The 16628-nt window shown below is 67.0% G+C and carries 19 protein-coding genes; 11 read left to right on the top strand and 8 right to left on the bottom strand.

The annotated features are described in order from the left end of the window. The first annotated feature begins 17 nt into the window (after positions 1-17). Genes rsmH through SynWH8101_RS12850 form a run of 3 tightly spaced genes read left to right on the top strand, consistent with a single transcriptional unit; the run spans position 18 to position 2700 of the window. Positions 18-935 carry a 16S rRNA (cytosine(1402)-N(4))-methyltransferase RsmH gene (gene rsmH / locus SynWH8101_RS12860; RefSeq protein WP_130130085.1) on the top strand — a complete coding sequence of 306 codons (918 nt, stop codon included), beginning with the start codon at positions 18-20 and terminating at the stop codon, positions 933-935. Further along, positions 935-2167 (top strand): tetratricopeptide repeat protein, encoded by a 1233-nt coding sequence (locus tag SynWH8101_RS12855; RefSeq protein ID WP_130130084.1) that lies wholly within the window; start codon positions 935-937, stop codon positions 2165-2167. Before rsmH ends, SynWH8101_RS12855 begins: the two co-directional genes overlap by 1 nt. Beyond that, positions 2164-2700 carry a DUF456 family protein gene (locus tag SynWH8101_RS12850; protein WP_130130083.1) on the top strand — a complete coding sequence of 179 codons (537 nt, stop codon included), beginning with the start codon at positions 2164-2166 and terminating at the stop codon, positions 2698-2700. The genes SynWH8101_RS12855 and SynWH8101_RS12850 overlap by 4 nt, the downstream gene beginning before the upstream one ends. On the opposite strand, the gene SynWH8101_RS12845 is transcribed toward SynWH8101_RS12850, so the two are convergent. After that, complete coding sequence (locus tag SynWH8101_RS12845; protein WP_130130082.1) at positions 2687-3442, bottom strand: hypothetical protein; 756 nt, start codon at positions 3440-3442, stop codon at positions 2687-2689. The genes SynWH8101_RS12850 and SynWH8101_RS12845 overlap by 14 nt on opposite strands. Before the next feature lie 64 nt (positions 3443-3506). Beyond that, entirely contained in the window at positions 3507-4679 is a 1173-nt protein-coding gene (locus tag SynWH8101_RS12840; RefSeq protein WP_130130081.1) for a cysteine desulfurase family protein, read from the bottom strand. Between the two features lie 25 nt (positions 4680-4704). Between SynWH8101_RS12840 and SynWH8101_RS12835 the strand changes: the two genes are divergently transcribed. From SynWH8101_RS12835 to SynWH8101_RS12825, 3 genes are read left to right on the top strand one after another with little or no spacing between them, the layout of a single operon-like run. Beyond that, the gene (locus tag SynWH8101_RS12835; RefSeq protein WP_254427976.1) at positions 4705-5238 is read left to right on the top strand and encodes a hypothetical protein; all 534 of its coding nucleotides are present in this window, start codon (positions 4705-4707) and stop codon (positions 5236-5238) included. Positions 5239-5272: 34 nt separating this feature from the next. Beyond that, the gene (locus SynWH8101_RS12830) at positions 5273-6025 is read left to right on the top strand and encodes a response regulator transcription factor (RefSeq protein WP_165380993.1); all 753 of its coding nucleotides are present in this window, start codon (positions 5273-5275) and stop codon (positions 6023-6025) included. Further along, positions 6022-7050 (top strand): RluA family pseudouridine synthase, encoded by a 1029-nt coding sequence (locus tag SynWH8101_RS12825; RefSeq protein ID WP_130130079.1) that lies wholly within the window; start codon positions 6022-6024, stop codon positions 7048-7050. Before SynWH8101_RS12830 ends, SynWH8101_RS12825 begins: the two co-directional genes overlap by 4 nt. Here the strand turns inward: SynWH8101_RS12825 and bchM are convergent. Then, positions 7014-7727 (bottom strand): magnesium protoporphyrin IX methyltransferase, encoded by a 714-nt coding sequence (gene bchM, locus SynWH8101_RS12820; protein ID WP_130130078.1) that lies wholly within the window; start codon positions 7725-7727, stop codon positions 7014-7016. The two genes, SynWH8101_RS12825 and bchM, sit on opposite strands and share 37 nt — an antisense overlap. 32 nt (positions 7728-7759) lie before the next feature. Next, entirely contained in the window at positions 7760-8926 is a 1167-nt protein-coding gene (locus SynWH8101_RS12815; protein WP_130130077.1) for an N-acetylglucosamine-6-phosphate deacetylase, read from the bottom strand. A 63-nt stretch (positions 8927-8989) separates the two neighbouring features. Between SynWH8101_RS12815 and purE the strand changes: the two genes are divergently transcribed. Both purE and SynWH8101_RS12805 read left to right on the top strand, forming a co-directional pair. Next, a complete protein-coding gene (purE, locus tag SynWH8101_RS12810; protein ID WP_130130076.1) occupies positions 8990-9523 on the top strand; it encodes a 5-(carboxyamino)imidazole ribonucleotide mutase in 534 nt (177 codons plus the stop codon). 56 nt (positions 9524-9579) lie between these two features. Further along, positions 9580-10629 (top strand): AI-2E family transporter, encoded by a 1050-nt coding sequence (locus tag SynWH8101_RS12805; protein ID WP_130130075.1) that lies wholly within the window; start codon positions 9580-9582, stop codon positions 10627-10629. On the opposite strand, the gene cysC is transcribed toward SynWH8101_RS12805, so the two are convergent. Both cysC and SynWH8101_RS12795 read right to left on the bottom strand, forming a co-directional pair. Then, complete coding sequence (cysC, locus tag SynWH8101_RS12800) at positions 10610-11242, bottom strand: adenylyl-sulfate kinase (protein WP_130130074.1); 633 nt, start codon at positions 11240-11242, stop codon at positions 10610-10612. The genes SynWH8101_RS12805 and cysC overlap by 20 nt on opposite strands. Positions 11243-11287: 45 nt before the next feature. After that, entirely contained in the window at positions 11288-11614 is a 327-nt protein-coding gene (locus SynWH8101_RS12795) for a translation initiation factor (protein WP_130130073.1), read from the bottom strand. Positions 11615-11747: 133 nt separating this feature from the next. On the opposite strand from SynWH8101_RS12795, the gene trpB reads away from it, so the two are divergent. Beyond that, positions 11748-13004, top strand: coding sequence for a tryptophan synthase subunit beta (gene trpB / locus SynWH8101_RS12790; RefSeq protein WP_130130072.1), 1257 nt, complete (start codon positions 11748-11750; stop codon positions 13002-13004). A gap of 7 nt (positions 13005-13011) precedes the next feature. Here trpB and SynWH8101_RS12785 read toward each other — a convergent pair whose 3' ends face one another. Together SynWH8101_RS12785 and SynWH8101_RS12780 are read right to left on the bottom strand one after the other, a co-directional pair. Next, positions 13012-14010, bottom strand: a complete 999-nt coding sequence (locus SynWH8101_RS12785; RefSeq protein WP_165380992.1) for a heat-inducible transcriptional repressor HrcA — start codon at positions 14008-14010, stop codon at positions 13012-13014. 38 nt (positions 14011-14048) lie between these two features. After that, positions 14049-14411 (bottom strand): rhodanese-like domain-containing protein, encoded by a 363-nt coding sequence (locus tag SynWH8101_RS12780; RefSeq protein WP_130130071.1) that lies wholly within the window; start codon positions 14409-14411, stop codon positions 14049-14051. A gap of 74 nt (positions 14412-14485) precedes the next feature. Between SynWH8101_RS12780 and SynWH8101_RS12775 the strand changes: the two genes are divergently transcribed. Continuing rightward, on the top strand, positions 14486-16135 hold the full coding sequence (locus SynWH8101_RS12775; protein ID WP_130130070.1) for a DUF3352 domain-containing protein: 1650 nt from the start codon (positions 14486-14488) through the stop codon (positions 16133-16135). Beyond that, positions 16113-16613 (top strand): phosphohistidine phosphatase SixA, encoded by a 501-nt coding sequence (gene sixA / locus SynWH8101_RS12770; protein WP_130130069.1) that lies wholly within the window; start codon positions 16113-16115, stop codon positions 16611-16613. Before SynWH8101_RS12775 ends, sixA begins: the two co-directional genes overlap by 23 nt. Positions 16614-16628 lie beyond the last annotated feature (15 nt).

Here is a 16628-nt window from a genome sequence, read left to right as displayed (position 1 = left end):
GATCTTAGGAAGGACCCATGCCGGATCAGCCCTCAACGTCCGCCCACGCCTTCAGCCACGTTCCCGTGTTGGCCGACGTGCTGCTGCAGGCGTTGCAGGAGCACGCCGATCCACGCTGGCAGCAGGGCCTCCTTCTCGACGTCACCCTCGGCGGCGGTGGTCACAGTCGCCTGCTGCTGGAGCATTACCCCGGTCTGTACCTGATCGGGCTCGATCAGGACAGCACAGCCCGCGCTGCAGCGGCCGAGCATCTGCTGCCCTGCGCGGAGAGGGTGCGCATCGTTGCCACCAACTTCGCCACCTACCGGCCGGAGGAGCCCGTGGCGCTGCTGCTGGCGGACCTCGGCGTCAGCAGTCCCCAGCTCGATGTGGCGGAGCGGGGGTTCAGCTTTCGCCACGACGGTCCCCTCGACATGCGCATGAATCCAGAGGGTGGGGCTGAGACGGCGGCGGAGTTGATCGCGCGGTTGGAGGAATCCGACCTGGCCGATCTCATTTACGCCTATGGCGAGGAACGCCTGTCTCGTCGGATCGCCCGGCGGATCAAGGCTGATCTGGCGGCCCAGGGGGCCTATGCAGGCACGGCCTCCCTCTCCTACGCGATCGCCGGCTGCTACCCACCCAAGGCCAGGCGTGGGCGGATCCATCCGGCGACTCGCACGTTTCAGGCTCTGCGCATCGCCATCAATAATGAACTGGGGGTGCTGGACAAGCTGCTGAGCGCCGCTCCTGATTGGCTCCAGCCCGGAGGGCTGCTGGCGATCATCAGCTTTCATTCCCTCGAGGATCGGCGCGTGAAAACGGCGTTTCTCCAGGATGAGCGTTTGGAGCGGATCACCCGTCGCCCCTTGGTGGCTTCTGAGCAGGAGCAGGAACGGAACCCGCGCAGTAGAAGCGCCAAACTGCGAATCGCCAGGCGCCGTAGTGAGTCGTGATGACAGGCCCATCCCTGCCGGCGTCCTTTCTTGGCTCGATGGCGTCTGCGGACGCGGCCCTGGGCGAGCGGATCGCCCGAGGCTGGTTGTCGTTTTGCCCGGGAATGGCGCTGGTTGGCGAAGCGGCCGAGCGCGTCGATGTGATCCCGCTGCAACTGTTGGCCGCCCTTGTGGAGCTCACCGCGCAGGTGCCTGACGCACAGGAGCGTGCCATGGCTCGCCTGCAGCAGTGCCAAGCCCAGCGACAGCGGTTGGATCCCTGGGGGCAGCAGCTGCTGGAAGCCGGTCTGCTCTGGAGTGCTGGCGCTCTGGGCTCGGCGTTGCGGCGGCTGGTGGATCTGGCGGAGCGCGCGCCGGACGGTTTGCTGGTGCTCAAGATCGCTGAGTGGCTCACCTATCTCCGCGGTCAGGAGCTCCACGGCCCTGCCCTGCTCGATCTGACCCTCATCCTCGAAGCCAGTCATGGCACCGATCCCGACTGGTTGGCGATTCATGCCTTCGCGCTGGAGCTCTGCGGCTGTTGTCCCGAGGCGATCGCAGCGGCCCAAACGGCCATCGGCGCCCGCAGCCTCAACCCCTGGGCCGACCACGCGCTGCTGCATGCCTGGCAACGCCAGGGCGATCTGGATCGGGCTCTGGACTGGGCCGGGCAGCGACGGGCCAGTTGGGCGGAGGCCTTGCCGGCGATGCGGCTGCACAACCGCTGGCATGCCGCCGTCCTCTCCCTGGAGATGGGGCAGCCGGACCGGGCGATCCATGTTCTGGCGGAGTTCCGTGGCGAAACGGGCACCGGCCCCCTCCTCGATGCGATCGCCCTCGGCTGGTGGCTTGATCTGTCTGCAGAACCCCAGGAGACGCTCTGGTCTGCGCTGGTGCCGCTTGTGCAAGAGCGTCTTTGCCTGCCGCTGATTCCTTTCATCGCCTGTCATTACGCCTGGTGCCTCGGGCGAGCCGGGCAGCAGCAGGACCTGGAGACCCTGCTCGACCATTGCCGCGATCAGGCTCGGGTGGCCGGACCGGAGGCGGGGTGGTGCTGGCGACCGGCTGGGCTGACCCTGGTGGAAGCGGTCGGGGCCGCGGCCTGCGGCCGGCGGGCGACAGCCTGGGAGCTGCTGGCGCCAATCCGTGGCTGGATCGATCACGCCGGCGGCAGTGATGCCCAGGCGCGGGTTCTCCATCAGACCGTTCGCAGCCTGGAGCGAACCCGTGCTGGACAGGATGGGTTGCCATGACGGTGGAAGGCTTCTGGTGGCTGGCCCTGCTGGTGCAGTGTCTGGCGCTTCCTGGCACCCTGCTGCCCCTGTTGCCAGGGCTGATCTGGCTGCCGATCGGAGCGGCGCTGTGGTGGTTGGCAGCGGGCTGGTCGGTGGCCTGGCCCGCTGTGGTGCTGGCCCTTGCCGTCTTCGGCCTCGGACTCAGCGCCGATGTGGTGGCTCTCACCCTGGCGTCGGCCCGCCTCGGTGCCAGCCGTTGGGCTCCAGTGGCGGCTGGGGTTGGTCTGTTGCTGGGCCTCGTGGGCCTGTTGCCAGCGCTCCCCGTGGGTGGGCCGGTGGTTGGTGCCCTGTTTGGCCCTTGGCTGGCAGCGGCTGGAACGGAAATGGTGGTGTGCCTGCGGTCAACCCAGCCCATGGGATGGCCGCAGGCGATGAAGCGTGGTGCCGTGGTCGGTGTGGCGGTTGTGGCGGGCCTGCTGGTGAGCCGCGTGGCTCAGGTGTTGCTAGCCCTTGTCGGAATCGCTGGGTTTGTGGCGCTCAGTTTCCGCTGAGAAGACCGGTCTGATCCTCGTTGCCGAACAGTTGGCGGTAGGCCGCTGTGGTGATGCAGGCCACCACAGGTGCAGCCACCAGAAGTCCAACGCCGCAGAGCAGGGTGCCGATCACAATGATCACGGCATCAACGATCAGCAGCAGCACCACCCACCACCAGGATGGGTCGACCACATCACGGCCGCGCTGCACGGTTTCAAATGGCCCGCGCTGCTCGAGCAGGGCCACATAGGGCAGAAATTTCTGATTGACAGACAGGTAAATGAACAGGATCAGGCCCACGGCGGCGGGGATCCAGAGCAGCACCTGGTTGAGCTGGGCGAGACCGAAACCCACCAGTCCGCAGATGATGGCGATCACCAAGAAGACGATGCCAAGGGCAATCCAGCGCACAAACAGGCGCCCGGCCGCGGCACCATCCCAACGGCTGAAATCAGCGAAGGAGGGTTTGCCCCCATCGAGCGCAATCCAGGAGCCCCGCACCATCCCAGTGACGCCCCAGAGGCTCACGATCCACGAACCGACCAGGGCCACGATCGTGAGGATGACTCCGCTGATCCCAACCGTGGTGTTGTCGCCTCCGCCCGTGGCGGCATTGCCGATCAGTTGAAACACCACCGAGAGCACCCCCACGATCAGGGCGAACAACACGAAGGGCCAGGGGGCCTTGGTGAAGGCATTCCAGCCGTCTTCAACGGCTTTGAGAACGTGCAGCCTGGTGCTGACGGGAGTGTCGGCCATGCTCTGGGGCAATGCGGATCTGGGCGGAAAGTAGCGGGTTTAACTGTTTTTTTCAGGTTTCCTGTCACAACGCTGACGCGCGCAGCCTGGTGACCGTTTCGGCAATCGCTGCAATGGCTGCGTCAATGTCATGCTCCGTGGTGGCCCAACCGAGGCTGAGTCGCAGTGAGGCCTCAGCCTCCTGGCGGCTGCGGCCGAGTGCCATCAACACATGCGAGGGTTCGCCGCGGCTGCAGGCGGAACCGCTGCTGCAGACCACATGCCGCCGCAGGTGCTGATGCAGGCGGCTGCCGCTCACCCCTGGGATGGTGATGTTGAGGTTGTGGGCCAGGCGCTGCTCCAGGTTGCCGTTGCAGAGCAGATCCGGTAGGGCGGTCCGTAGGCCCATCCAGAGCCGGTCGCGCCACTGTTGCAGCCGCTGCATGCGCCGGTCTTGATCGCGCAGGGCCAGCTCGGCGGCTGTTGCGAAGCCCACGATCAGGGGCACGGGCAGCGTCCCTGGTCTCAGCCCCCCCTCCTGGCCTCCGCCCCATTGCAACGGTTCGATCGGCAAGGCAAGGGGGCGCACGAGGGCGCCGACGCCCTTGGGGCCGTAGATCTTGTGGGCGCTGAGGCTGGTCAGATCGATGTTGAGCGCATCGGGCTCAAAAGGCATGGCTCCGAAGGCCTGGGCACCATCGCTGTGCAAGGTGATGCCCCGCTCCCTGCACAACCGGCCCAGGCTTGCCATCGGCTGCAGCACGCCGATTTCATTGTTGGCTGCCATCACGCTCACCAGCTGGGTGTCGTCGCGTAGCGCCGCTTCCACCTGGGCCGGTTGGAGCAGACCATCCTCAGCCGGTGTGAGCAGGGTGAGCTGAAAGCCCTCCCGTTCCAGCTGGCGCAAGGGATCGAGAACGGCGTGATGTTCTGTGGCCACGCTGATCAGATGGCCGGGTCTGCTGCGTCGACGCGCCAGGGCGCGTGCATGGCCGAGCAGGGCCAGGTTGTTGGCCTCCGTGGCGCCGCTGGTGAAGACGATCCGCTCCGGTGTCACACCAAGGCAGCGGCCCAGACGCTCCCGAGCCTCGCTCACGGCAGCGGCGGCCAGGAGCCCGAGGCGGTGCTGGCGGCTGGAGGGATTGCCCCACTGCTCACGCCACCACGGTGCCATCGCTTCGATGACCTCGGCGGCGCAGGGGGTGGTGGCCTGGTAGTCGAGGCAGATCGGATCCGTTTTGGCCGGGCTTGGCAGCATGGTGTGGCGTTTGCTCCTGATCGGGATGGACACCGTTTTCCGCCTCTGCAGTCTGGGCCTGGCTGCCGGGCTCTCGCTGAGTGCCCTCTCCGTGGGGGCTGGCCCTGCGGAAGCGATCGAGCGGGGGGAGCTGCTGGAGCAGATGAAGCGCATGCGTCCCGCCGATCTGATCGTGCTGGAGACCAAGCCGATGGCTGGTGGCGACTACACGCTGGCGATCTTTGCGATCAAGGGTGACGACTCGGATCCGGATCTGCGTCGCTACAAGCTCTGGAAGGAATATCCCAACGATCTGGTGGTGCCCACCGAATCGGTGAACTGCAGCACCACGGAGCCCCTGCGGGTCACCCGCGATCAGGAAGCGATCTACATCCGCCGCCTCAACCCGGGCGGGGTGGTGAACGACAGCAACCGGGAGGACCATCTCGTGTGGTGGGCGGCCTGCGTGCCTGCCGAGGCGGGCAAGGACCCGGCGACGCTGGCCGACCAGGCACGGCAACTCGGTTACAGCGGTTTGCTCACGGAAACCACGGAAACCCTGCGTGTGCCAGGTCCCTGACGCTTCTAGATTTTCGCCAGTGCAGCATCCGGCCATGACGACTCCCCGTCCTGCCGATCAGGAACCGCCGGCAAACGCGGAGGCGTCCCAGCCCACCCCCCGCCTGCTCCTGGTCGATGACGAACCCGGCTTGCGCAGCGCCGTGCAGGCCTACCTCGAGGACGAGGGCTTTGACGTGACCACCGCGGTGGATGGCGAGGAGGGTTTCGCCAAGGCCCAGCAGTTGTTGCCCGATCTGGTGATCAGCGACGTGATGATGCCCCGTTGCGATGGTTACGGCTTGCTCAGTCGCATGCGCGAGGACGAGCGTCTGGGCGGCACCCCGGTGATCTTTCTCACCGCCAAGGGGATGACGGCCGATCGCACCCAGGGATATCTGGCCGGCGTGGATGACTACATCCCCAAGCCGTTTGATCCCGAGGAACTGGTGGCACGCGTGCGCAATGTGGTGCGGCGTCAGGACCGGCTCTTGGCCGAAGCGGCTCGCTTCGCCGATGCGGATGTGGGCCAGATGGCGCGGCAGATCAACGAGATCCGTTCGATGCTCTCTGGAGCGGCGGCGGAGGCGGTCGCTGCGGCGGAGGCGCCGCAGCTGAGCTTCACGCCACGGGAGGCGAGTGTGTTGCAGCTGGTGGCGGAGGGGCTGATGAACAAAGAGATTGCCCGCCAGTTGGAAACCTCGATCCGCAATGTCGAGAAATACGTGAGCCGGTTGTTCATCAAGACCGGCACCTCCAGTCGCACCGAGCTGGTGCGCTTTGCCTTGCAGCACCGCCTGGTGGAGTGAGTGGGGCTGGCCCGGCGGGGCGCGTTCTGCCGGCATGGCGACCGGCGGCGTTCAATCGAGGCTGGATTTATCGCGATCGTGTGGCCGCTGGTCAGTCGGGCCAGCTGCTGAGTGCGTGGCTGGCGGCCCGCTACCGCCACTCCTCTGCTGCGATCTGGCGGCAGCGGTTGCAGAGCGGCGAGCTGGGCCTCAATGGCCGGGTGCTGCAGGGGGATGTCGTGGTCGCCGCTGGCGATCGGATTCGGTGGCATCGTCCCCCCTGGTGCGAGCCGGCGATTCCCGAGCACTGGGAGACCCTGCACGACGATGGCGATGTGTTGGTGATCAACAAGCCCTCGGGGCTGCCGGTGATGCCGGCCGGAGGCTTTCTGGTGCATACCCTCAGCCATCAGCTGGTGCTGTGGAGCCGGGAGCAGGGGGAGCCGCTGGCGCCCAAGCCGGTGCACCGGCTTGGGCGTTTCACCTCCGGCCTGTTGGTGTGTGCCCGCCGGCCCGACAGCCGCGCCTGGCTGAGTCGGTTGCTGCGCGACAGCACCGCGGACGGCGCCCCCTCGGCCTGTCGCAAGGTGTACCGCGCCCTCACGGAGCCTCTGCCACCCGACTGGCCCTTGGGTGAATCCCGCGAGGTCACCGTTGCGATCGGTCGGCATCCCCATCCGTTGCTGGGGGAGATCTGGTGCGCCGCCGATCCATCGGTTGCCAAGGCGCTGCCCTCCCGCAGCTGCTTCACCCTGCTGGAGCGGCGGTCGGGGGGCTGCCTTGTGGAGGTGGCGATTGCCACGGGCCGCCCCCATCAGATCCGCATTCATGCCGCTGCCATTGGGGCGCCGTTGGCTGGTGATCCGCTTTACCTGCCTGGTGGGGCCGCTTTTGATCAGTCCCTGCCAGGGGAGGGGGGCTACCACTTGCATGCCCATCGGTTGCGGTTGGCCTGTCCGGATGGAGGCCTGCTGGAGCTGGAGGCGCCGTTGCCCGAGCCCCTGCGCGATCAGGCTCGTTTGAACTCAATCAAGCGGGAGAAATAGAACGGGGCTTTGTTCAGGCTGCGGCGCATCGGTTGAAAGCCGCAGGCCATCGCCGCCCTCACGATGCCTTCTTCTCTGAGGGTGTAGGCACGGGTGGTTTTGCTCGGCCCGGGGAACAGCTGGCCGATCCCCTTGAGCAGGGCCAGCAGAGGGGTGTAGGGGGCAAAGCTCACGATCAGGCGTTCTTCGCAGAGGCTGCAGAGGTGGCGCACCATGGCCTCAGCCGGGGCCTGGGGGTAGTGGATAAACACATCCAGGCAGCACACGGTGTGGAAGGAGCCGCTGAGGCTGTCCAGATCGGACGTATGGAAGTGGAGTGTGTCCATGGCCAGCCCCGCCTCCTCCGCCCGTCGTTTCGCCTCCTGCACCATCGCCTCGGAGATGTCGCTCGCTTGGATGGAGCCAGCTCCCATGGCCGCCAGGGGCAGGGCGAGGCTGCCGACGCCGCAGCCTGCATCACAGAAACTCACGTCGCGGAACACGCCGCTGGTTTGGATCCAATGCAGCACTTCATCCACCGTTTTCTGGTGGCCGATGCGGATGTTCCGCTGCACTTTGTTCACATCATCGCTGTCGCTGTAGATGCGGTTCCAGCGATCGAAACCAGTGGATTCGAAGTAACCCTTCACCTCCTGTTTCTCGGCCTTGGTTTGCTCCAGCAGCTGATCGGGGGCCATCAGGGTGAACGGGCGGGCAGATCGGCGGGATCCTAAGCAGCGTGTAGCCAGTGCAGATCACCATTTGGTCCGGCGCTCCAGCGCAGAAGGTTGGCGAGTGGCTGGTGCAGCAAAAGGCTGCGCCAGGCGATCGCGTCCGCGTCTGAGCCCGCGAGCACTGCTCTCGGCGCCAGGGTGGCGGCCCAGATCGCCCCCTCACAGTCGCCACCCCAGCGCGCCAGGCGCCGCACACCTTCCAGCAGCGGCAGGGTCACCCCAGCCAGGGTGCCGTCCTCGAGGCGGCAGGTGCCGTCCTGCACCAGCAGCACCCGATCATCCCAGCGGTGGCGCCCTTCGCTGAGGCCATAGGGCGCCAGGGCATCGCTCACCAACACCAGCCGGTCGCCCGCGAGACGCTGCAGCAGCACCGCCATCGTGGCGGACACATGCACACCATCGGCGATCAGACCGAGGGCCACATCGCCACGGCGGCAGGCTTCGCCGACAGGTCCGGGCGAACGGTGATGGAGGCCGGCCATGGCATTGAAGCTGTGGGTGAGCATGGCCACACCCCCGTTGAACGCGGCATTGGCCTGGTCGGCATTGGCGGCGCTGTGACCGAGTGCCACCGCAATGCCCAGCGCCCGCAAGCGTTCGATCACCGCTTCAGCGCCCGCCAGCTCCGGTGCCAGGGTCACCAGGGCGATCTCATGCTCGAAGCCGGCGATGCGTTGCTCAAGTGCTTCAAGGCTCGGCGCGCAGAGATGCTCGCGTGGATGGGCCCCCCGGCGCGCCTCCGCCAGAAACGGACCCTCCAGATGGGCCCCGAGCAGGCAGCAGCGCTGGGGTTGGTGCTGCTCGCGCGCCTGCCGCAGCACCGCCAGCGCCCTGCGCAGCGGCTCCACCGCACAGGTCACCAGGGTCGGGGCGATCGCTTCCACACCGTCGCTCCAGAGTTGGTCCAGCAACTGCAGCAGCCGAGGCAGATCCGCTTCCGTCAGTTCCGGGAAGGCCAGTCCGAGGCCGCCATTGATCTGAAGATCCACGCCCATCGGGCTGAGCCAGTCACCGTTCCAGCTTTGGCCGCTCAAGGCCGCCCGCTCCGGCATGGGACCCAGGGCGTCGATGCAGCCCGCTGCATCCAGCTGCAGCCACCACAGCGTCGGGCTGGAGGCATCACCCGGTCGGCGGGGCAGTCGCACATCGGTGATCCGTTGCATGGGGCCTGACCGGCAGCGGTGGGTGCGACACGATGACAGTCTCGCTTCATTGACGACAACGCCATGGCTACGACTGCACCCCAGGTGGCGGTGATCATGGGCAGTGATTCCGATCTGCCCACCCTGCAACCTGCTGTGGAGGTGCTGGAGCGTTTGGGTGTGGCGGTGGAGGTGCGCGTGTTGTCGGCCCATCGCACGCCGTTGGAGATGGTCGACTTTGCTCAGCAGGCCAGGGATCGCGGCCTGCGGGTGATCGTGGCCGGTGCCGGTGGTGCGGCCCATCTGCCCGGCATGGTCGCCTCCCTCACCACCCTGCCGGTGATCGGCGTGCCGGTGCAGAGCCGGGCTCTCTCCGGTGTGGATTCACTGCATTCAATCGTGCAGATGCCCGGCGGGATTCCCGTGGCCACAGTCGCGATCGGTGGTGGCCTCAATTCCGGCCTGCTGGCGGCCCAGATTCTCGCCACCACCGATGGGGAGCTGACGCAACGCCTGGCCGACTATCGCCAGGCGTTGCACGCCACGGTGGTGGCCAAGGATGCGCGCCTCCAGTCGATCGGAGCCGCCCGCTATCTCGAGGCGATGCCAGGACGCTGACCGGCCCTGCCAGCTGTGGTGGCCTCCCCTCACAATGGCCCAAGGTGCGAATGCGCATGGCCTGGCCCAGCTGGTTGCGGTGGGGGTTGGCCCTGCCGCTGCTCACCCTGAATCTTTATGTGCTCCGGCAGTTGTTGCTGCCGCTGGCGCCTTTTCCGGGGCTGTTTCTCACCGCGGCCCTGATCGCCTTTCTGCTCGACATTCCCAGTCGCTGGCTCAACCGCCGCGGCCTGCCGCGCTGGTTGGCGATCCTGATTGTGACGCTGGTGACCGTGGGTGGCGTGGTGCTGGCCGGCATCACCCTGGTGCCTCGCCTGATCGACCAGCTCGCCCAGCTGATCAATGCCCTCCCCGGCTGGCTGGTGGCGGCGGAGGCCTGGGTTAATCGGCTGCAGGATTTGGCGGCCTCCCGCGGCTTGCCCAGTGAATTCGGTGATCTGAGCAGCGATCTGCTCACTCGGGTCAGTCGGGTGGCCAGCCAGCTCAGCCAGCGCTTGCTGGCGATCCTGGGAGCCACCCTCGGCATCACCATCAACACCGTGATCGTGCTGGTGCTCGCGGTGTTCTTCCTGCTGGGAGGCGATGCGATCACCGCCGGTCTGGCGCGCTGGCTGCCGGAACGTTGGCGTCAGTTGGTGGTCAGCACGATCACCCGCACCTTCCGGGGCTATTTCGCCGGCCAGGTGTTGCTTGCTCTGATCCTCAGCGCTGGTCAGATCGTGGTGTTCACGGTTCTCGGCATCCCCTACGGCGTGCTGTTTGCGGTGGTGATCGGGTTCACCACCCTGATTCCCTACGCCAGTGCCCTCACCATCGTCGCTGTCAGCGCCCTGTTAGCGGTGCAGGATCCGCGCACCGGGCTGGAGATCCTTGCGGCCGCGATCGGTGTGGGCCAGGTGGTGGATCAGGTGATCCAGCCCCGCCTGATGGGCAGCATCGTTGGCCTGCAACCCGCCTGGCTGCTGATCGCCCTCCCCCTCGGGGCCAGGGCGGGCGATCTACTGGGGGTGGGCGAACTGTTGGGCCTGCTGCTGGCGGTTCCGGTCGCCAGTTGTTTCAAGACCCTGCTCGATGCCTGGGTCGATTTCAGGACTGAGCCGGAATGATGCCCTGCTGAATCAGGTGATGCACCACCTGATTCACGCAGGCCTCTAGATCGCTGCTGCCGGTGTCGACCTTCAGCTCGGGCTGTTCCGGTGCCTCATAGGGGCTGGAAATGCCGGTGAATTCCTTGATCTCCCCAGCCCGGGCCTTGGCATACAACCCTTTGGTGTCGCGCTGCTCACAGGTTTCCAGGTCGGCGGCGCAGTGGATCTCGATGAAATCGCCGGCGCTCACAAGCTGGCGGGCCCGGTCGCGATCGGCGCGGAAGGGAGACACGAAGGCGGTGAGCACCACCACGCCGGCATCGAGGAACAGCTTCGCCACTTCGCCGATGCGACGGATGTTCTCCTCCCGGTCTGCATCGGAGAAGCCCAGGTCTTTGCAGAGACCGTGTCGGATGTTGTCACCATCGAGCACATAAGTGGCCAGCCCCCGCTCGAACAGGGCCTGATTCACCGCATTGGCCAGGGTGCTCTTGCCGGCACCGCTCAAGCCGGTGAACCAGAGGATGGCGCTGCGATGGCCGCGCTGTTCAGCCCGGGCGGCCCGATCGACCGAGGCGTGATGCCAAACGATGTTGGTGGCCTTGGGGGTCTCGGCGCGAGCAGCGGTCATGGCGAGGGGCGATGGCGGCCCGTCATTGTTGCCCAGCTTGAGGCGTCAGCCGCCGGCGCGCTTGGGCCGGTAGCCCTCCTTGCTGAGAAGCTCCAGCACCAACTCCACCTGATCGCCCTGAAGTTCCACGATGCCGTCTTTCGCCGTGCCGCCACTGCCGATGCGGCTTTTCAGCGTTTTCAGAAGGGTCTTGAAACCGGCCGCATCGAGCTCGAGGCCCCGGATCACGGTCACGGTTTTGCCGCCCCGGCCCCCCCGGGTCGGTTGCACTCGCACCATCTGCTGGCTTTTCGGCGTGGAGGCCTTCGCCGGGTTAGGGGCGCGCGCCAGGCTGTCGGCGCTGCTGAATTCCTGCCAGCCTCCCTTCGGCATCCTCGAGATCCCAACCCTGCCCATCCTGCCGTTTCCGGGATCGGCGCCAGACCGCCCGTGACTCACGGCATCGCCTGATCGCCTGCTTACGCTGACCCCACGCTTCAACGATCGTTCCGCGGTCGGCTGCTCCGTGACCAGCACCCTGCCTCCCAAGCCCACCGACGCGGATCTGGCCGTGAGCTCCAGGCCGAGCCCCCTGGGCCGCTTCGGTCGCTTCGGCGGGCAATACGTGCCAGAAACCCTGATGCCGGCGCTGGCCGAACTGGAGCAGGCCGCGGCGGAAGCCTGGAAGGATCCGGCGTTCACCGATCGTTTCCACCACCTGCTGCGCACCTATGTGGGGCGCCCCAACCCGCTGTATGAAGCCGAACGGCTCACGGAGCATTACCGCCGCAGCGAGGGTGGCCCGCGCATCTGGCTGAAGCGCGAAGACCTCAACCACACCGGCGCCCACAAGATCAACAATGCCCTCGGCCAGGCCTTGCTCGCCTTGCGCATGGGCAAGAAGCGGATCATCGCTGAAACCGGTGCCGGCCAGCATGGTGTCGCCACCGCCACCGTCTGCGCTCGCTTCGGCCTGGAGTGCGTCGTCTACATGGGCGCCGAAGACATGCGCCGGCAGGCCCTGAATGTGTTCCGCATGCGCTTGCTGGGCGCCACGGTGCAGCCCGTCACCGCCGGCACCGCCACCCTCAAGGACGCCACCAGCGAAGCGATCCGCGACTGGGTCACCAACGTGGAGACCACCCATTACATCCTCGGATCGGTGGCGGGTCCCCATCCCTATCCGATGTTGGTGCGCGACTTCCATGCCGTGATCGGTGAGGAGACCAAGCGTCAGTGCCATGAGGCCTTCGGTCGCAACCCCGACGTGCTGGTGGCCTGTGTGGGCGGGGGCTCCAATGCCATGGGGCTCTTTCACCCATTTGTGGGCGACACCGACGTGCGTTTGGTCGGCGTGGAAGCTGCCGGAGATGGTGTCGACACGGGCCGGCACGCCGCCACGATCACGGAAGGCCGGGTGGGGGTGCTGCACGGGGCGATGAGTCTGCTGCTGCAGGATCAGGACGGTCAGGTGCAGGAAGCCCACTCGATCAGCGCGGGTCTGGATTACCCCGGTGTCGGGCCGGAGCACAGCTATCTGCGCGAGATCGGACGCGCCGAGTACGGCGCCGTCACCGATGCCCAGGCTCTCGATGCACTGCAGCTGGTGAGCCGCTGTGAGGGCATCATTCCCGCCCTGGAAACCGCCCATGCCTTCGCCTGGCTGGACCAGCTCTGCCCCACCCTGCCGGAGGGCACCGAAGTGGTGCTCAATTGTTCCGGGCGAGGCGACAAGGACGTGAACACCGTGGCCGAGAAGCTGGGGGACGCCCTCGGCGGCTGACGCGCCTTCAGGACAGCAGGCGCTCCAGGGCTCGAGCCACGGAGCGAGCCGCGGCCAGACCCGTGGCGTAGGCCATGCGCATCGGTCCGATCAGGGCCACATGGCCGATGCCCTCACTGCCGCTGCGGTAGGGCGCCTGAACCACTGAGAACTGCTGCAGGGCTTGTTCCGGATGCTCTTCGCCGATCCACACCCCCCGTTCGGGCGGATGGTCCGCCGGCACCAGGGCGCCCGGTCGTTGGTCCACCAATTCGAGCAGGGGCCGCACCAGGCTGCTGTCGATACATTCCGGCTGGGCGATCAGACGGGAGACCCCATGGACGAGAGCGGACGTCTCTTCCGCTTGTTTCAGCTGTTGGTGGCTGCTGATGGCATCCTCGAGCACCCGCCCGAAGGGCTGGAGCTGCAGGGGCAGGCTGTTCCAGTCCAGACTTCCATCCGTGCTGCTGTCGAGCTGGCGGCGGGTCCAGGTTTCCATGGCCTCCAGCTGGTGCCCTGAGCCATGGGGGAGGCGCAGATTCAGGTGGCTGGCCTGGTTGCTGCTCTCCACAAGCATCACCAGCAAGCGATCGCCGCTGCACACCAGTCGCACCGCCTGCAGGCTCGGCGTGCTGCGATGGGGTCGGGTGATCAGGCTCATCAGACCGGTGAAGTCGGTGAGTCGCCTGGCCATCTGCTGCAGCAGATCATCGAGCGCCGCCCAACGCAGGCTGAGCTGGGTGAGTTCGTGTTCCAGGTGCTGGGCGGCGGCACCGGGTTTCGGCAGCAGGCAATCCACGTAGTGGCGATAGCCCCGGGCGCTGGGAACCCGGCCGGCGGAGGTATGGGGTTGGGTCAACAGCCCCCGCTGTTCCAGGGCCCCCATCGCCGAACGCACCGTGGCGGAGCTGGCTTTGAGGCCGAAGCGCTGCACCAGGGTGCGGCTGCCCACCGGTTCGATCGTGTCCACGTAGTGATGCACCGTGGCCCGCAGGACCTCCTGTTGTCGGTTGGGGAGGGTGTCCACGGCAGCCCGAGCGTCAGGGCGATGGTACGGGCGGCGTGTCAGTAGCGGGGGACGTTTGGATCCACGTCCACACTCCAGGCATCGATCCCGCCCTCGAGATTCCAGACGGTGCGCTGTGGATCCCTGGCCAGCAGCCAACAGCCGAACTGCCAGCTGCGCACCCCTGCATGACAGAGCACCACGAGGTCAGCGTCCTCGCCTAGCAAACCTGGCAAGGCGGGCAGCCAGCGTTCCGACTCGCTCAGGGGCAAGTGGATCACGGGGTGGGGGAAGGGGGCGAGCGCCAGTTCCTGCTGCTCGCGCACATCCACCAATCGCAGCGGTTGCTCACTCTGCAGCCAGAGGCTGAGATCCCTGGCAGAGAGCGGTTTTGGGCGTGCGTCAGGTGTGAGATCGGTCATGGCTGAAGTCTGGTTGCTCCTGGCAAGGGTCGGCGGATGGACAAAGATGACGGCACGTGACCGCTCGCCGGCCCATGAAGGCCCGCCCATTTCTGCTCGCCGTTGCCCTGGCGGCCTTCGTTCTGCTCGGATCTGCCCTTGGCATCGGCTGGGCGATGGCCCGGCAAAGTCCGATCCGCCTCGTCGATCGCCCCCTCGCCTTGCCGCGGGCGGCCCGTTTTGTGCCCAGGGATGCGGCCCTCAGCCTGCATTGGCTGGTGGATCCCGCCCGTCTGCCCGCCTATGCCGAAGCCGTGGCGCCCATCGGTCAGCGACGTGCGGTGCGGGAGGGGATGACCCAGCTGCGTCAAGGGGTCTTCGCGCTTGCCGGGCTTGATTTCGAGGCGGAGCTGGCCGATTGGCTCGGGCCCCAGGTGAGCGTGGCTCTGCTGGAACCACGGGGATCGGATCGAGCGACCGGCTGGGTGTTGGCCTTGGCCAGCCGTGATCAGGATGGCGCCCGCCGCTTCCTGCAACGCTTCTGGCAGACCCGCAGTCTCGCTGGCACCGACCTGCAAATCAGCCGCTACCGCGGCATTGGCGTGATCAGTGGGCGGGGGGCGCTACTCGGTCGTGATCCTCAGCCGATCGCGACGGCGCTGATCGATGACGACCTGCTGCTGCTCGCCTCGGGCCGGGGTGCTCTGGAGCAGGCCCTGGACAGTTCCCAGCTGGATGCCGTGCATCAGCTGGGTGATCCGCAACTGCAGGCTCAGGTGCAGGAGCTCGGTCGGGGTGTGGCGCTGCTCACCGCCAGCCCGCAGGCGCTCGAGCAATGGCTCGGCCTGCCGGCGGCCGTGAGCCAGCGCGGTGATCTCAACGGCATGGTGGCGGCCCTGAAGCCTGAAGGAGCCGACCTGCAACTGGATGGCCTGCTCCGTTTCCGAGCGCCTGTGGTGCGCTCTGTGCGCGCGAATGCCGATGGCCACGCTCTGATCCAGGCTGCCGGTGGCCCGGCTGAGGCCCTGGCGGTGCTGGAAGCACCGGCGAACCTGATGACCACAGCCAACGACCCCCTGGTGCAGTGGCTCGGCCCCCTGCTCAGGGGTCAGCTGGATCAGGCCGGCTCTCCTGCCCTGCGGGCGGTGGCAACGCTCGATGCCGGCCCCTTGCTCTGGGAGCGGCTTGCTGACGGCTGGCTGCTGGGCACCGACTCGGCTGAGCCGGAGGCCGGGGTGGTGGATGCGGCGTTGCAGGAGAGCGATCTAGTGCGCTCCACGCTGGAAGGGGACCAGGGGCCGCTCAGCGTCTGGACGCGACTGCAGCGCCAGCGCAGCCATGGCAAGGAGTCGCTCGCCACCGAATTGGCCGTGGCCCGTGAAGCGAGCGATGGCGCTGCCTGGTGGGGACTCTCGCTGCAGGCTCTCGGGCAGCGTCGTGAGACCAAGGCGTTGCGCCCCCGCCTCGAACAACTCGATGCCCTGGCGGCCGAGGCCTGGGCGGGAGGCGTTGGTGCGCTGCAGCAACTGGCTTTGGACGATCAGCTGGCCCGGGACCAGTTGCAGCGGTGGCGTCCCTGGACGTTGCTCCAGGTCGTTGCCGGTCGCTCCTTGCTGCCCACGGTGCAGGGGATGGCCATGGCTGTTGTGCCGGGTGAGCCTGTGGCTGCTGACAGTCCGCCGGGATCGGACCAGGCTTCAGCCAGCGACACCCTGCGATTGCGTGCCCACCTCAGCCTCGGTTGATCTTTATTTGCTGCGTCATGGCATCGCCGCGGAGCGCGTTCAAGGGGCGGATGATCCGGAGCGGGCCCTGACCCGGGTGGGTCAGCAACGCGCCTTGGCCGTGATGCGGCGGTTGCGCAGCCTGGGCTTTCAGGCGGACCGCCTGCTCACCAGCCCCTATCGCCGGGCCCTGCAGACGGCCGAGCTGGCGGTGCAGGCCGACATGGCGCCCCAGCTGGAACTCGAGCCACGCCTCCAACCCGGCGGCGACCATCGCGCCCTGGTGACCGAGCTTGGCGGTCGCTGCCTTTTGGTGGGGCACGAGCCGGATCTCAGCGACCTGGCAGCGGCCTTGGTCGGTGCGCCCGCCGGCAGTCTGCGGATGCGGAAAGCCGGCCTCTGTCATCTGCATTGGTCGAGGCCAGGCGTCCACAGCTTCGGGACAGCGCGCCTCGAAGCGTTGCTGAGGCCACGGTTTCTCCTGCCAGGCCCGGTTTAGGTTGCCCTGCAGCAG

This window comes from Synechococcus sp. WH 8101, assembly GCF_004209775.1.
Taxonomy (GTDB): domain Bacteria; phylum Cyanobacteriota; class Cyanobacteriia; order PCC-6307; family Cyanobiaceae; genus Synechococcus_C.
Note: the sequence above shows the minus strand (reverse complement) of the source record. Positions and strands in the feature narration are given on the sequence as shown.

Excerpts from the sequence above, each read along its gene's own strand:
- purE (WP_130130076.1), top strand. The coding sequence starts at position 8,990 with ATGGCTACGACTGCACCCCAGGTGGCGGTGATCATGGGCAGTGATTCC.
- SynWH8101_RS12795 (WP_130130073.1), bottom strand. The coding sequence starts at position 11,614 with ATGCCGAAGGGAGGCTGGCAGGAATTCAGCAGCGCCGACAGCCTGGCG.
- SynWH8101_RS12780 (WP_130130071.1), bottom strand. The coding sequence starts at position 14,411 with ATGACCGATCTCACACCTGACGCACGCCCAAAACCGCTCTCTGCCAGG.
- cysC (WP_130130074.1), bottom strand. The coding sequence starts at position 11,242 with ATGACCGCTGCTCGCGCCGAGACCCCCAAGGCCACCAACATCGTTTGG.
- SynWH8101_RS12775 (WP_130130070.1), top strand. The coding sequence starts at position 14,486 with ATGAAGGCCCGCCCATTTCTGCTCGCCGTTGCCCTGGCGGCCTTCGTT.
- SynWH8101_RS12845 (WP_130130082.1), bottom strand. The coding sequence starts at position 3,442 with ATGGCCGACACTCCCGTCAGCACCAGGCTGCACGTTCTCAAAGCCGTT.
- SynWH8101_RS12835 (WP_254427976.1), top strand. The coding sequence starts at position 4,705 with ATGGACACCGTTTTCCGCCTCTGCAGTCTGGGCCTGGCTGCCGGGCTC.
- SynWH8101_RS12855 (WP_130130084.1), top strand. The coding sequence starts at position 935 with ATGACAGGCCCATCCCTGCCGGCGTCCTTTCTTGGCTCGATGGCGTCT.
- rsmH (WP_130130085.1), top strand. The coding sequence starts at position 18 with ATGCCGGATCAGCCCTCAACGTCCGCCCACGCCTTCAGCCACGTTCCC.
- SynWH8101_RS12815 (WP_130130077.1), bottom strand. The coding sequence starts at position 8,926 with ATGCAACGGATCACCGATGTGCGACTGCCCCGCCGACCGGGTGATGCC.
- SynWH8101_RS12805 (WP_130130075.1), top strand. The coding sequence starts at position 9,580 with ATGGCCTGGCCCAGCTGGTTGCGGTGGGGGTTGGCCCTGCCGCTGCTC.
- bchM (WP_130130078.1), bottom strand. The coding sequence starts at position 7,727 with ATGGCCCCCGATCAGCTGCTGGAGCAAACCAAGGCCGAGAAACAGGAG.
- SynWH8101_RS12840 (WP_130130081.1), bottom strand. The coding sequence starts at position 4,679 with ATGCTGCCAAGCCCGGCCAAAACGGATCCGATCTGCCTCGACTACCAG.
- SynWH8101_RS12850 (WP_130130083.1), top strand. The coding sequence starts at position 2,164 with ATGACGGTGGAAGGCTTCTGGTGGCTGGCCCTGCTGGTGCAGTGTCTG.
- SynWH8101_RS12830 (WP_165380993.1), top strand. The coding sequence starts at position 5,273 with ATGACGACTCCCCGTCCTGCCGATCAGGAACCGCCGGCAAACGCGGAG.